This window comes from Bartonella sp. CR127HXZ, assembly GCF_042194555.1.
In the GTDB taxonomy this organism is placed as follows: Bacteria; Pseudomonadota; Alphaproteobacteria; order Rhizobiales; family Rhizobiaceae; genus Bartonella; species Bartonella grahamii.
This window is the reverse complement of sequence record NZ_JBHIMZ010000001.1, coordinates 1-15,628: the sequence shown is the minus strand read 5'-3', so window position 1 is coordinate 15,628 and position 15,628 is coordinate 1. Positions and strand designations below refer to the sequence as shown.

General features: G+C 36.4%; 10 protein-coding genes, 1 tRNA gene and 1 pseudogene. 4 read left to right on the top strand and 8 right to left on the bottom strand.

Going from position 1 to position 15,628, the window contains the following annotated elements:
* Positions 1-14: 14 nt before the first annotated feature.
* Entirely contained in the window at positions 15-1,721 is a 1,707-nt protein-coding gene (locus tag ACFIKY_RS00060; RefSeq protein ID WP_375644548.1) for an ATP-binding protein, read from the bottom strand.
* A 1,141-nt stretch (positions 1,722-2,862) separates the two neighbouring features.
* Positions 2,863-5,445, bottom strand: coding sequence for a DNA translocase FtsK (locus ACFIKY_RS00055; protein ID WP_375652815.1), 2,583 nt, complete (start codon positions 5,443-5,445; stop codon positions 2,863-2,865).
* 469 nt (positions 5,446-5,914) lie between these two features.
* On the opposite strand from ACFIKY_RS00055, the gene ACFIKY_RS00050 reads away from it, so the two are divergent.
* From ACFIKY_RS00050 to rpoH, 3 genes are all read left to right on the top strand, one after another.
* Positions 5,915-7,345: an aldehyde dehydrogenase family protein gene (locus tag ACFIKY_RS00050; RefSeq protein ID WP_375652814.1), complete on the top strand. Its 1,431-nt coding sequence runs from the start codon at positions 5,915-5,917 to the stop codon at positions 7,343-7,345.
* Between the two features lie 29 nt (positions 7,346-7,374).
* Positions 7,375-8,379 (top strand): RluA family pseudouridine synthase, encoded by a 1,005-nt coding sequence (locus ACFIKY_RS00045; protein WP_375635824.1) that lies wholly within the window; start codon positions 7,375-7,377, stop codon positions 8,377-8,379.
* A 147-nt stretch (positions 8,380-8,526) separates the two neighbouring features.
* The gene (gene rpoH / locus ACFIKY_RS00040; protein WP_375635825.1) at positions 8,527-9,411 is read left to right on the top strand and encodes an RNA polymerase sigma factor RpoH; all 885 of its coding nucleotides are present in this window, start codon (positions 8,527-8,529) and stop codon (positions 9,409-9,411) included.
* A gap of 191 nt (positions 9,412-9,602) precedes the next feature.
* On the opposite strand, the gene ACFIKY_RS00035 is transcribed toward rpoH, so the two are convergent.
* The 3 genes from ACFIKY_RS00035 to ACFIKY_RS00025 form a co-directional block, all read right to left on the bottom strand.
* Entirely contained in the window at positions 9,603-11,024 is a 1,422-nt protein-coding gene (locus ACFIKY_RS00035) for a hypothetical protein (RefSeq protein WP_375635826.1), read from the bottom strand.
* Between the two features lie 241 nt (positions 11,025-11,265).
* Positions 11,266-12,555 carry an adenylosuccinate synthase gene (locus ACFIKY_RS00030; RefSeq protein WP_375635827.1) on the bottom strand — a complete coding sequence of 430 codons (1,290 nt, stop codon included), beginning with the start codon at positions 12,553-12,555 and terminating at the stop codon, positions 11,266-11,268.
* A 376-nt stretch (positions 12,556-12,931) separates the two neighbouring features.
* Positions 12,932-14,095 carry a phosphoserine transaminase gene (locus tag ACFIKY_RS00025; protein WP_375635828.1) on the bottom strand — a complete coding sequence of 388 codons (1,164 nt, stop codon included), beginning with the start codon at positions 14,093-14,095 and terminating at the stop codon, positions 12,932-12,934.
* A 396-nt stretch (positions 14,096-14,491) separates the two neighbouring features.
* Here ACFIKY_RS00025 and ACFIKY_RS00020 point away from each other — a divergent pair.
* Positions 14,492-14,567, top strand: a tRNA-Phe gene (locus ACFIKY_RS00020).
* A gap of 144 nt (positions 14,568-14,711) precedes the next feature.
* Here ACFIKY_RS00020 and ACFIKY_RS00015 read toward each other — a convergent pair.
* From ACFIKY_RS00015 to ACFIKY_RS00005, 3 genes and pseudogenes are all read right to left on the bottom strand, one after another.
* Positions 14,712-14,804 (bottom strand): annotated as a pseudogene (locus ACFIKY_RS00015) (type II toxin-antitoxin system mRNA interferase toxin, RelE/StbE family); the annotation flags it as partial.
* Between the two features lie 216 nt (positions 14,805-15,020).
* Positions 15,021-15,170, bottom strand: a complete 150-nt coding sequence (locus tag ACFIKY_RS00010) for a hypothetical protein (protein WP_375635829.1) — start codon at positions 15,168-15,170, stop codon at positions 15,021-15,023.
* Positions 15,171-15,351: 181 nt separating this feature from the next.
* Entirely contained in the window at positions 15,352-15,582 is a 231-nt protein-coding gene (locus ACFIKY_RS00005; protein ID WP_375661258.1) for a hypothetical protein, read from the bottom strand.
* Positions 15,583-15,628: the final 46 nt, after the last annotated feature.

Here is a 15,628-nt window from a genome sequence, read left to right as displayed (position 1 = left end):
ATGCAAGATTTACATCATGGAACACGAGGAAAAAACATTTCCACAGTTGTTCCATGATTGGGTTTTGAGAACAATAAAAATTGTCCCCCTCTTTCTTCCACCATTGCTTTACACATTGGGAGTCCTAAACCTGTTCCTATAAAAGCGCTATCTCCAGATCGTCCATCTTTGCGCTCTACTTGACCATAAGGTTTCAGTGCCTGTGCAATCTCTTCTTCGTTCATCCCTATACCATTGTCACTCACTGAAATTTTTACACGTTCTTTTCTATAAGAAACGTGAACAATAATCTGTCCACCCAAAGGTGTAAAACGAATAGCATTGGAAAGAAGATTCCATATAATCTGGCGAAACACTTGTTGTGATACAGGAATAAATGGAACGTGAGGTGGAGCAACAATGCGCATGATAATGCCGTTCTGATTGGCTTGAGTTTCAAGAAAAGCTATCGTCGCACGTAAACAAGATATCACATCAAATGTTTCAGAAATAATGGAAGAATCAATCTGGTTATTGGAACCAGAATAATTTATCTTCGAGCACTCTAGTAATTGATTAATCAGCAATAATATATGTTTTCCAGAGGAAATAATATCGCGTAAATATCCACGATAGCGCTCATTTTCTATCGAACCAAAACGGCCTTCTCTCATAATTTCTGCAAAACCAATAAGAGCATTCAAAGGTGTTCGTATTTCATGAACAACCCCAACAATTTTATCCTCTTCTGCTTTTTTTCCTCCTGATGGAACTGTTTGTGTCCTATCCCGCAACATAATAGCATAATTGCCTTGCTGTGCCAAAAATACAATCGTTATCAAAACGGTTATATTTTTATGATTTTTCGTCATTAAATCAGCTGTTTCTCTGCGATTTAAAACCTGATTTTTCCCCTCCACACGGATTGATTTAAAATATTTTTCAACGAAAAATCGGCTTTGCAAAGTAAATAATGAAGAGAGTGGCTGTCCTCGTAGTTCATTTATTTCATAACCCATCAATGCTAAGGCTGCCCTACTTGCCGATTGAATAAAGCCCTCTTCATCCAACCATAAAACACCATCTGTTGCTGTATCCAACAATGATAAAACTGCTGCGGGCTCTTTTACGAGAGCTTGTTCTATAGCATTTACCGGCAATGTTTGTGTATATGGTAACTGAATAGCTGTTTCTTCAACTAATTTTTTTTCTTTTACCGATGAATTCAATTCATCACGTAATTTCTCTGCAATTTCATGAAAAGCTGAACGTTCTATCTCCGTAAGACATGGCATTTCTGTTTCCAGCTTTTCATCTCTTTTTTCTTGGACTTTTTTTCGTATTTTTAAAATACCAAAGCCACGAAACCCCTTAAGCTGCTTTTTAACATCAAAAATTGGCAAAGCCGACAACTCAACATCAAGCCATTGTAAGCAACCATCAACAGGCCATTGAACAATCTCTTTACTCCAAGGCATAGCAGCTTCAATAAAATGACTGAGAACCAGATATCGATCATCATTAAATTGATGAGCAAGCTCACGAAAGCTACATCCTAAAATAGAGGAAGAGAGAGGACCAACAACTTCAGCTAGCTCTTTTGAGACTTCACAAAATAAACCATTATGATCGATTTCCCACGTAAAAGGCCGAGGCAAAAGCTCTGGTGTAAAACGAAAAGCTTCTTGCTGACATTTTAATTCATTTGTATTTAACTTCAATTCATCTGCTTTTAATGGCATAACTAAAACTAAAAAGTGTTGGATTTACTCTCAAATGAATAATGCTAATTTGTTTACAATTACCTGTTCTGGTTAAAATAACTTGATATCTCATATCAATTGTCTGTAGCAAAATTTTGACTGTTTCATCAACAAAACAAGAATAAAAAGAATCCTCCAACTCCTGTTGCTTATTCACCCATTATTGTAACAAATCTTGTTACAATAATGGTAACATCTCCCTCGCATAAATAGTACTCAAAAAGAATACACTTATTTTACACATTCATGTGCCTGTTTTAAAAAGATATCTCCCAAGCTCCCCAAGCTTATTTTACGACGGCATCCGTAAATGGTATAATGTAAAGTCCCCCATAACAGATAGCAAGGCATTGTACATTACATTTTTATGCTTATAAAATAGCTGGTTAAAACCATCATTATACTAATTTTAACCCCTAATGTTGTTACCAATAGTTCTTGGCATTTGAAGGCGTTCATAAGCAGCATTTTTATTTCTTTTTTTTTACTTTTTTACCCCTACATTATTATGATACGCAAGAAAATCGTTTTATTTGTTTCAACAGAAACAGATTTGAAATGAAAAAAAATTACGATATTTGAAATTTTTATTCAATATTTACAATGATAAATTATCATTATAAATCAATAAATCGCATTATAAAAATAGAAATAAAAATTTCTTTTTCACATAAAGTTTCTCGTAAGAACACCTTTCTTGTGCCAATAATATCAAATGATGACAAATTTAGTATAGTGCTTTAAAGCACCCAATGCAATAAAACTTGCATATTGGATACTCTTCTTATGATGCTCTCCATAATTCCCAAAAGACCTTTCTTTCATCAGAACCGCTATAGAAGAGAAAACAAAAATTATCTGTTCTCATATAAAGATTTGTTTAATTTCTTTACATTCCAGATCATCTAGAAATGTTAAAAATATCTCCCCTTTTGGTATTAGCAGTCAAAAGATCGCTTTTGCTTTATTACTCTCCACTCAATTTTTTAATATTATTATAAAAATAAATACATGGTCACATCTGCTTTGAAAAAATAAAACAAGCATTCGCTATTTAAATAATAACTGTCAAACATTTTAAAAATCGCATATTTTAAATCGCACATTTTAATGTGCTTTTTTATTTCCCTGCATTGAGTAAAATTTCACGTTTTCCCACATGATTAGCGGCTCCAACAATGCCTTTTTCTTCCATCCGCTCAACAAGAGAAGCTGCTTTATTATAGCCGATTGAAAGTCGGCGCTGAATATAAGATGTTGAACATTTTTTATCACGCATAACAATCTTTACAGCTTGATTATAAAGCTCCTCTCCCTCTTCATCAAAATTTTCTTCCTCAGAAACTTCAACCGTTGAATCGGCAGAAGCATCCTCTTTGTTATCGTCTTCGTTATCTGTGACGGTTGCTAAATAATCAGGTTTTCCTTGCAGTTTAAGATGTGCAACAATAGATTCAACTTCTTCATCAGAGACAAAAGGTCCATGAACGCGTACAATACGCCCCCCACCTGCCATATGAAGCATATCTCCTTGACCTAAAAGCGTTTCAGCACCTTGTTCACCTAGGATCGTACGACTGTCAATTTTTGATGTCACTTGAAAAGAAATGCGGGTAGGAAAGTTCGCTTTAATTGTCCCTGTGATAACATCAACAGAAGGGCGCTGCGTTGCCATAATAAGATGAATACCAGCCGCACGCGCCATTTGTGCTAAGCGCTGAATGGCATTCTCTATTTCTTTCCCTGCCACCATCATGAGATCAGCCATCTCATCAACAATCACAACAATATAAGGAAGCTGCGTAAGATCCATGGCTTCTTCATGATAAAGCATTTCCCCTGTTTCCTTATCAAAACCCGACTGTACAGTACACATGATCGTTTCACCTTTTTGAGCCGCAAGTGCAACGCGTGCATTAAAACCATCGATATTACGTACACCTAACTTAGCCATTTTGCGATAACGCTCTTCCATTTCACGAACCGCCCATTTTAAAGCTGTTACCGCTTTTTTAGGATCTGTTACAACAGGTGTTAAAAGATGTGGAATGCCATCATAAACAGAGAGCTCTAGCATTTTAGGATCAACCATGATCAAACGACACTGTTTTGGTGTCATACGATAAAGAATCGACAAAATCATTGTATTAATTGCTACAGACTTGCCTGATCCTGTTGTTCCTGCAACCAATAAATGAGGCATTTTTGCTAATTCTACAATGACCGGCTCACCACTAATCCCTTTCCCCAAAGCAAGAGCAAGTTTAAATTCACTTTCACGAAAAGAACGTGTTTGAATTAATTCCCGTAGATAAACGGTTTCACGAACCGCATTGGGTAACTCAATCCCTATAACATTCCGTCCAGGAATAACAGCAACGCGTGTAGAAATAGCAGACATAGAACGCGCAATATCATCAGAAAGATTAATAACGCGCGATGACTTTACACCCGCAGCAGGCTCAAATTCATACATTGTAACCACTGGCCCTGGATGTACATGGATAACTTCACCCTTAATGCCAAAATCTTCCAAAACACTTTCCAAAAACCCAGCACCGCGTTCCAATGTTTCCTGAGGAATCATCGTACCTTCATGAAAAACAGGTTCCTGTAATAAATTGATCGGAGGAAACTCATAAGCATCACTGTAAATAGATTGAATATTTTGCATAAAAGCAGAATCATAATTGCTTAATGGCACGCGGGCAGATTGCAATATTTTCGTTTTACCGTTTGCTTGCATCACAGACAAATCTTTTAAATTTGGTGTGACATTCTTTGTTATGCAATCGACAATATTATTGGTTTTTTTCGTCTCTATACTAGATTCAGCGTCGCTTAGTGCCTCAATATCGTTTAACGCCCTTGCATTACTTAACGTATGAGCGGAATCTTCAACAGAAAGCTTAGAATGACATTCTTTAGTAATATCATTATTTGTATGCATTAAATCAGAAATTTGCTCAACGCCTCGCATCCTTTCCGCTGGAGATTCCGATGTAATGGAATCATAGAGTTGCGGAAAGCGGTATTCGAGAACACGGTAAAGAGCAGTTATTGACTCATCAAAGACAGAAGGAATATCGGATGTAATTTTATTTGTCGTGTCAATCGATGTTTGATCCTCTTTTGAAGTTTGAGTATCCATATGTTCAAATATCAAAGATACGCATTCAAAAAATGCATCATCGGAAAGATGCCAAGCAGGATTCATTTTTTGTAGCACATTTTCTACTTGTAATTTATGCTCTTGTTTACCCTCCTCAAGAGGGATATTTTCTGATGGTATACGAGTAACTTGTCGTGACAACTGCTTCAAAACTGTTGAATGACAAACCGACGTTTTATTTTCTATTGATTGAGGATTAATGACTTTTTTTGTCGATGAAACGCTTGTTGTTTTCTTGTTACAACGTACAATATCTGTATCTGTATCTGTAATTTTTTTTTGATCTTGCTTCGTAAAAATTTTAAACTGCTTTGCAAAAACTGGATCTGTTTCTATACGACGACGCAAAATCTCAACTTCTGGGGTTCGCGTGAAACGGACATTTTTTCCGAGGGTAAATGCCTTTTTCCATACTTCCGGATAAGGAAATATCTCAGTAATCTTAACAGATAAATCTTCTCTTGATGCACCTTTCGTACCATCATCAGAAAAAGAAGACGTAGAAATAGATTTTGTTTTCGAATTATGCATGGCACCCAACAAATTTATAGCAATGAGAAAAATAACCTTTTCAAAAAGAATTCGTAGAAACTATCATACGAAGGTTAATAACCTTTTGCTGATGGTTACTTTTTAATGAAAAAAATAATGCCATAATGCATATTCATAATCTCCCTTCTGCGTATTTACGATATAAATTGCCTAGTTTATGGTGTCATAGAGCTCGTATTTCATTTGTTTTAAAGAAAACTTCATGATAAAAAAGCTTCAAGAAAATTGTCTATAGCTCTCTTTCTCTCCCATTTCATAAAAGCAATTAGTCCCAATAATACAAATGGGTATATAAGCATTGCTCTGTTGAATTCTCCATGCTCAATTATCATGATACAATCTAATTTCTCGCGTTTTTATAAGATTACCCTTGTTATCCTCGTTTAAAACGGCTTAGACTAAGATAATCATAATTAAATAAACACAAATAAAAAAAAGGGAGTGAATTATGTTTAATAAACGGAAATTTTATATCAATGGTCTATGGGATGACCCAAGCACTCCTCACGATTTTGACGTCATTAATCCATCAACAGAAGAGGCTTGTGCTGTCATTAGCCTTGGAAGTACAGAAGATGCCGATAAAGCAATTAACGCGGCTAAAGAAGCGTTTCAAAAATGGAAAACAACGTCACCAAGTGAGCGTCTTGGGTTCGTTGAAAAAATTCTAAATATCTATGAAAAACGTTCTAAAGACATGGCAAAAACCATTTCAATGGAAATGGGAGCACCGATTGATATGGCACTTAATGCGCAAACCGCAACTGGCAGTTCCCACATTCGCAATTTTATCGAAGCTTATAAAGAGTTCTCGTTCCAAGAAACTTTAATAAAGGGAAATGAGCAAGCAATTCTTCACTACGACCCTATCGGCGTCGTAGGATTAATTACGCCATGGAATTGGCCCATGAATCAAGTAACTCTTAAAGTTATCCCTGCTCTCTTGGCTGGCTGTACCATGGTATTAAAGCCCTCTGAAATTGCGCCTCTTTCTGCTATGCTTTTTGCTGAATTTTTAGATGAAGCCGCGCTCCCTGCCGGTGTTTTTAATTTAATCAATGGTGATGGTGAAACTGTCGGCTCTTACCTCTCAGCACATCCAGATCTAGAAATGATTAGCTTTACTGGTTCAACTAGAGCAGGAAAAGATATTTCTAAAAATGCTAGCGCTACTTTAAAAAGAGTCTGTCTAGAACTTGGGGGAAAAGGAGCGAATATTATCTTTTCTGATGCCGACTCAGATGCTATTCAACGTGGTGTGCGACATTGCTTTTATAATAGTGGACAAAGCTGTAATGCACCGACTCGTATGCTTGTGGAACAAAGCATCTATGACAAAGCCATAAAAATAGCTAAAGATATTGCAGAAACAACAAAAGTAGGACCAAATTGCCAAGAAGGAAATCATATTGGTCCCGTCGTTTCAAAAAAACAATATGATAAAATTCAAGATCTTATCCAATCGGGAATTGATGATGGTGCAACTCTTGTTGCAGGCGGAACTGGTTTACCAAGAGGAATTGAACGCGGTTATTATGTCCGTCCAACAGTCTTTGCTGATGTAAAACCTCATATGCGTATTTTCAAAGAAGAAATCTTTGGTCCAGTTCTCTCGATTCTTGCTTTTAATACAGAAGAAGAAGCTGTCGCTTTAACGAATGACACTGAGTATGGTCTTACAAACTATATTCAATCACAAGATCGCAACAAATGTCGTCGTATTGCGGCACAAGTACGCTCTGGTATGGTAGAAGTTAACGGACATGGATTACCCAGTGGAAGCTATTTTGGAGGTGTAAAATTTTCTGGACGCGCCCGTGAAGGGGGACATTGGGGAATTAAAGAATTCCTCGATAGTAAAGCAATTTCGTACTGGTAAAATCTTATTAAAAACTTAATAGGAATCGTATGGTAATACAAAAAATAACGGATGAAGGTGCTCTTGGGCAACGTCTTGATCAGTGGCTAGCAAAACAATATCATAATGTGTTCTCACGTTCACGTTTGCAAACCCTCATCCGTGAAGGCTATCTTAAAATTGATGGTCAATTCATAAAAGAACCAAAAACAAAATTAAGACCTAAGCAAATAATTGAATTGGCAATGCCTGACCTTCGTGATGCAGAACCTAGTGCTGAAGCTATTGCATTGGACATCCTTTTTGAAGATGATCATATCATTGTTATTAACAAACCAGCAGGTCTTGTTGTTCATCCTGGCAATGGAAATTGGACCGGTACGTTGGTTAATGCCCTTATCTATCACTGCGGTAATAGTTTATCTGGTATAGGTGGTGTTAAACGCCCCGGCATTGTCCATCGTCTCGATAAAAATACAAGTGGTGTTATGGTTGTTGCAAAAAATGATCTGGCTCATAAAAGTCTCAGTGCTCAATTTTCTGATCATGGACGTACCTGTGCATTAGACCGACGCTATCATGCCTTGATTTGGGGGACACCTCACCGCAATGTTTGGACAATTGATGCATCACTTGGCCGTTCGCCCCACAACCGAACAAAGCAAGCTGTTATCCATAAGCAAAACCCTTATGCTCGTCATGCTGTTACACATTTTTCTTTGCTAGAAAAATATGGCTCTCATGCAAACTCAACATCTTTTGCTAGCCTTCTGGAATGTCGCTTGGAAACTGGACGCACCCATCAAATCCGTGTTCATATGGCTCATATTGGGCATCCACTCATAGGCGATACAGTTTATGGAAACGCTTTTAAAACAAAATCAAACGCATTCAACCCCACTATTAGAAATGCAATCGATCAATTCAACAGACAGGCACTTCATGCCGCAAGTCTCACTTTTGAACACCCTTCTACCGGTAAAGTTATGTCGTTTTCCGCACCACTACCTCAAGATATGGCTAAACTTATTAAGCATTTTAAAAAAATGAATTGAAACTTTTCTCCTTCTCAAGATTTCACAATAAAATATCTTTTTTTGAACAAAATTGAAAAATATGCTAAAGTGAATGTGCACAGGTATTACTATCTGAAACATAGAATTTGCCTTATCAGGGAATTCAGACAAAAGGAGGGTGCTATTATGGCCCATATGAATTTGTTATCAGTAACCACAAGCGATGGCGGATTAAACCGTTATTTGGAAGAAGTACGTCGTTTTCCAATGCTTGATCCAAAAGAAGAATATATGTTAGCTCAACGTTACCGTGAGCATAATGATTTAAAAGCAGCGCATAGGCTAGTAACCAGTCATTTGCGTCTTGTAGCTAAAATCGCGATGGGATATCGCGGCTATGGACTCCCCATTGGGGAAGTCATTTCAGAAGGCAATGTTGGACTCATGCAAGCTGTTAAGCGTTTTGAGCCAGAACGTGGTTTTCGTCTTGCAACCTATGCAATATGGTGGATTAAAGCATCAATCCAAGAATATGTATTGCGGTCTTGGAGTTTGGTGAAGATGGGGACAACAGCTAATCAAAAGCGCTTGTTTTTTAACCTTCGTAAATTAAAAAGTAAACTTCAAGCACTTGATAACGGTGATCTCAATGCAGAACAAGTAAAAGAAATTGCAACTCAGTTGAATGTCTCAGAAGATGAAGTTATATCAATGAACCGCCGACTTGGTGGTGACACTTCACTCAACGCACCCCTTCGTACAAAAGAAGGGGAAAACAGCGAGTTGCAAGATTGGTTGGTGGATGAATCTAACGATCAAGAACAAGTTTTAATTGAAAAAAGTGAATTGGAGAATCGTCGTTCCATGCTTATAAATGCCATGGACAATCTCAATGAACGTGAAAAACGTATATTCAAAGCACGTCGTTTAAACGATATACCATTAACTCTAGAAGAACTCTCTGGTGAATTTAACATTAGTCGAGAACGAGTAAGGCAAATTGAAATGCGTGCATTTGAAAAAGTGCAAAATTCTATCAGAGATTCCGCTTTATCTCAAAGTCAAATATAAGACTCTAGAATTAGGTATGAAGCCAATTGTTTGCGCATTTTTAAAGTAGAAATGAGAAAAGCGTATGTTGGCTTTGTACTTGTAAATTAGTCTGTAGAATCCTTTGAGTTATAGTATACAATTTTATTGAGCGTGTTTGATATAACTAATAAAAATCAATATCGAGAAATAACCTTTTATTTTATTTGCATCTATGTTTTATTTTTCTGATCAAGAACTGTTAACTTATCTTGTTGTGCAAGCCATTGTCCAATAACTTTATTGAAAATAGACTCACCTGTTGGCCCTTTTGCAAAAGTTAATTCATTTATACGTCCGTTTTTATCCGTTAACACTAAACGCACCCAATCTAATTCTCGCATCAATTGCAAATTTCGATCAAGAAATGGATGATTACCACTCAATGCAACAAGAAAAAAATCATCGTTAATTTTTGTAGAAATAGTTCTTACTAAAGGCTGCCCAATAGATTGTTCACTTGCTTTAAAGGTTAATGCTTGAACACTGCTTATAGCTTTACCTGAGAATTTATCAGAAAGAATAAAAATAAGATCCATAATATATGCAGCAGGAAATGACCGATCGGTATTGCGACGTAAAATTAACCGTAATGATAGCCCTTCATCAGGAATTGTTATATCACCTTGTATGGCTGTTTCTTCTGGAGCCCCCTTCACATAAGACTCCTTTATAAGCGTCCAGCGAACACTTCCGGTTGCTATCTTTTCTGCATCATAATTTGTACGTGCTTGATAAAAAACAGCTTCACCTAATTTATCAAGCGATTGCAAATTGCTGGAAACAACGGTTGAGATTCCTTCTTCATCCGAAGAATCTGTCGCTTGTTTTAAACCGACATCAATTTCACTCCCATCCTCTAATAAACGTTGTGTTAACTTTCTCTTAACCGAAAGTGCCTTTGGTACTTCGTGAGAAACTTGAAGATTTTCTCCTAACACTTGATGATCATTTGATACAAATACACGCCCACCAATAAAAAAAATACCAATAGTAAAAACAGCAAAACTAACAATAGAAACAGCACTTATCACAATACGCCTTTGCACCAATGATTTATTAGCACGACGTAAAGCCTGAGAAAAAATATGCGAAACAATATGAGGATTATCTTCTTGCGACGAAGAAATCTTTAACTCACAGCTATTAACATGCTGAGAAGGTACATCAGCCTCCATATTAACAGGCTCTGCATCTGGTATATCTGATACCCAAGGCTCATCAAATAACTTGCTATCCTTTGGATGTGTAACAAAATCCTGCTTTCTTTTTATGTCTACCACTGAAAATTCATTATTCTTTTGTAATATAGTTTTTTTTGTATATTTCTTATCTTCATTTACATTTGTGGAATCCCACCCAATAACTGAAGAAAGCAACTTCTTTTCAACTGCTAAATATTCTTCTTCAACAGTTGCAATAGCACTCTGAAGAATCTTTCTTTGTTCATCTGCTATTGCTTGTGGTATTTTTGCTGTTACAAATTGATATTCTAGTGTTTCGATAGCCCGTTTATAAATCCGCTTACGCACTTGTGGTGTAACATTATTTTGTGCATTAATTGCCTTTTTTAAGATTCCAACGAAATCTACCATTTCCTCTATAATCTCTCTTAAACTAAGCAAAGAAACCCTAGCACTCAGGCTAAAACAGCTTTATTTTAGGCTCATAAGTTTATTGTCATTTATATTGGTACAACTATTGTCATAGTGTAAAATGAATATGAAAAATAAACAATGTCATTTTACACCTTTCTTTCACGCACTCTTAAAAACTCTTTTTGTTAAAAGATATAGAAGTGAACAAAAGATCTATATGGAAGCCTAAAAATAATAATCAATTTGCAAAAGGATCTGTAATAAGAATAGTATCTTCACGTTCTGGACTCGTAGATAATAAAGCCACTTTTGTGTTAATCAGTTCTTCAATATAGCGTATATATTTAACAGCCTGCATTGGTAAATCTTCCCACCTCAATGCATGGGCTGTTTTTTCCTTCCAACCTTCTAATGTTTCATAAATAGGCTTCACACGGGCTTGGGCTCCCATGGAAGAAGGTAAATAATCAATCCTTCTACCATCAAGCTCGTAACCAATACAAACTTTTATTTCATCCAAACCATCCAAAACATCAAGTTTTGTCAATGCTATACCTTGAACACCGCAAACTACTACCATCTGACGGACTAAGACAGCATCAAACCAACCACATCGACGCTTTCGACCCGTTACAACACCAAATTCATGCCCACGCACTCCCAGAAATTCACCAATATCATTTATCTGCTCTGTAGGAAAAGGTCCTTCTCCAACACGTGTGGTATACGCTTTTGTAATACCCAAAACATAATGAATTGCACTAGGTCCCATCCCTGAACCTGTACATGCCTGCCCAGCAACCGTATTCGATGATGTTACGTACGGATAAGTCCCAAAATCATTATCGAGTAAAGCACCTTGCGCACCTTCAAAAAGAATGTGTTTCCCTCCTCGATAACCTTCATCTAAAAGACGCCACGTACAATCCATAAAGGGCAAAACTTTATCCGCAACTTGCATCAATTCATCATAAAGCGCTTGAGAATCAATCTCTACAACACCCATCCCACGACGCAAAGCATTATGATGCCTCAAAAGCCGCTCAATCTTAGCCATAAGTGTATCTTTTTCTGCTAAATCCATCACTCGGATAGCACGACGTCCCACCTTATCTTCATAAGCCGGTCCAATACCACGCTTTGTTGTACCAATCTTTAAACCAGATAAACCGCTTTCTCGAATTGCATCAAGATCACGATGCAAAGAAAGAATCAAAGGAGCATTTTCAGCAATACGTAAAATTTCCGGTGTGATTTTCACGCCCTGATCACGTAGCTTTTTTAACTCTGCTACAAAATGATGGGGATCAACTACAACACCATTCCCAATAATTGATAACTTCCCACGAACTAGACCCGATGGTAAAAGTGATAATTTATAACTAACTCCATCAATAACCAATGTGTGGCCAGCATTATGCCCCCCCTGATATCTCACCACGATATCTGCTCGCTCAGACAACCAATCTACAATTTTACCTTTGCCTTCATCACCCCATTGTGTACCGACAACAACTACATTGGCCATAACTTTCTCCGTCGTGTTTAGTCAAAAAAACCAGCATTCAAAAACAAACACTTCTTTATAACGAAACCTTAGAGCAAGTGCGACTCCTCATTTCAGATTTTTCTCAATCTTCAAGTTATTAAATTTTCAAATTTTAACGATAAGCAAATATCAAAATATTTTAAATCTGTCATTTTTGCTACAAAAAGTAAAAAAATAGAGATTTTAATTTGTGCGTATCCAACACCTGACAGAGCATTTATTCCTCCTCTTAATCTTTTACAATTCATGTAATATTTAGAGGCTGTTTGTCTGATACAAGAATACGAAAGATCATCATAATCTCTCGTATCCTTTTTCTGTTTAAAAACACCCTGTGAAAATCACCAGTAATTATTTAAAGCTGTGCTTTTTCAAATTGGAACGCCCACTCAAGCCATTGTGTTAAAATTTCAAGATCGGAAGCCTCAATTGTTATACCCGCCCAAATTCGAAGCCCCGGAGGAGCATCGCGATACGAACCAATATCATAAGCAACTCCTTCCTCATCAAGACGTTTCACAACCGCTTTTATGAAAGATACTCGCTTTTCCGTATCCAAAGCAGTAATCACTGGATCCACAATATCTAAACAAATAGCGGTGTTAGAACGCACTTCAGGATCTTTTGCCAAATATTCTAGCCATGGTGTTTTGCGAACAAAAGCATCAAGTACAGAAAAGTTTTTCTCCACCCGTGCTCTTAATGCCGCTGCACCTCCTAGAGATTTTGCCCACTTCAACCCATCAAGAAAATCCTCAACACAAAGCATAGAAGGTGTATTGATTATCTTTCCTTTAAAAATATCTTCGTTCAATTTTCCATTCTTTGTCATATAGAAAAGTTGAGGCATAGGCCAAGCTGGAACATAATTCTCAAGCCTCTCAACAGCACGAGGACTTAAAATCACCATACCATGCGCAGCCTCACCTCCCAAAACTTTCTGCCATGAAAAAGTAACAACATCTAATTTTGAAAAATCAAGATATTGCGCAAAAGCTGCAGATGTTGCATCACAAATGGTCAATCCAGCCCGCTTATGGGGAATGAAATCTGCATTAGGAATACGCACACCAGAAGTGGTCCCATTCCATGTAAAAACAACATCACGATCAAAGTCAAGTTGTGTTAAATCTGGTATTTCACCATAAGGAGCTTCAAAACGACGCACATCAGAAAGCTTTAATTGCTCGACAACATCTTTATTCCACCCAAATCCAAAACTTTCCCACGCCGCCATATCAATGCCACGCTCACCTAATAGAGACCATAGAGCAGCCTCAACAGCACCGGTATCTGAACCTGGCATAATTCCTATACGATGATCAGAAGGAACCTCAAGAATCTCACGGGTTAAATTAATAACTTCAGCAAGTTTTAATTCTGCTTCTCTAGATCTATGTGAACGCCCAACTAATGCATTTTTAAGAACATCAAGAGTCCAACCAGGCCGTTTGCTACAAGGACCTGAAGAAAAATTAGTATTATTGGGACGACTGCTTGGTTTTTGTAACATTATCATTATTTCTCCCCTTTTAGATGTTTTTTTCTTTATAAAGAAAAACAAATTATTATAAAGACTAATCAATAATCTTTTTAGAAAAAAGTCAAAAATATTTTCTATTATTTCGTATGCTTAAAATTCACTGAAACTTTATTAAAAAAACTTTCTTAATCATGCTTCTCGATTGATTCTTTTAATTTTTTGTATCATCACCACGATAAGACATTATTCTACTAACAATACACTAACACGTCCAATATGCCTATCAAATTTATTTTATGATAAAGATTCATTGATAAGTCTCTAGAATAGGGAGATAAACTTATTAAAAAATCAATTATTTTTCTTTTGATGACTGGACAGAGAAAATTTTAATGTTATAACCGCAAGCGCTTTATATTTTTTATGAAGCATGCCCAGATAGCTCAGTTGGTAGAGCAGCGGACTGAAAATCCGCGTGTCCGTGGTTCGAATCCGCGTCTGGGCACCACTTTTTATTTTTCCTTATTTAGTATCTTGTTTTATTATATTTTTAAAACATGATGGATTCGTAAATAAAGGTTAGGGAATAGGATTTTGTGACATGCTTCTCAATTATTGCGAATCAGTTTTTTTAAAGGGCATAATCAACTTCTTAATTAAATAAATCTGAATGCGTACCTGTCCTATCAAAATGGATACGCTTTTCATCAACTATATAAATTAATAACCAATCGGGTTCTATATGAAGATCTCGACGAGGCTTCTAGTTTCCTTGTAATGTATGATCATTTAAAATAGATAGCAATTGCTTCTTATGAATTAGAAGTTGCATCACTCCTGTGAACTTTCGCATATCTTTTCCACGCTTTTTTGCTCATTTTACATCCTTTTTAAACTTTCCTGAATAACTCACTGAACGCATAATCAGATATCCAGTTGCTTAATCAAATCAGCAATATTTTCAGCATAAAAAAACATCTTCATTGCTATCGCTTTTATGAAAAATTTCAAGCGTTTCTTTATTGAGTATCTTATTATTTTCAACGTACACACAAATAAGATCACGTAAAATTTGAGATGCTGGACGGTGTTTTATTTCAGCTATAGCCATAAATGCGCTTTTTAGATTCATATCTACTTTAGCTGCTATAAGTCACTTTTTTCACTCATAATATTTCCTCTTTAAGAATTTTAATGATTAACATTATTTAGCTTAGTTAAAACATTTAACTTAGTTAAACATAGTGTTACTTATCATTAATATTAATTTCTTTTCTTAAAGAAAAAGTTTTTCAACTTTTTGTTAGCCACTTTTTGAGGTGTGAGAAGATACTTTCTAGAGTATCCATAAAGCGGGCAAAATCGATAATAAACACAAAGACAATGAAGGCAATCAATTTCATGATGCGTGACATCATCTTTAAGCCTTGATAGGTCTCTATCATCTCATGAAGGAGCTGTTGTTCTTTTTCTGTAAGACCTTTATCTTTGCTGCTTCGTTTCTTGACCATCTTTCCAACCACATAAATGGGCTCCCTGCTTGTTATGCTTCAAAATATCTCTTGCAAG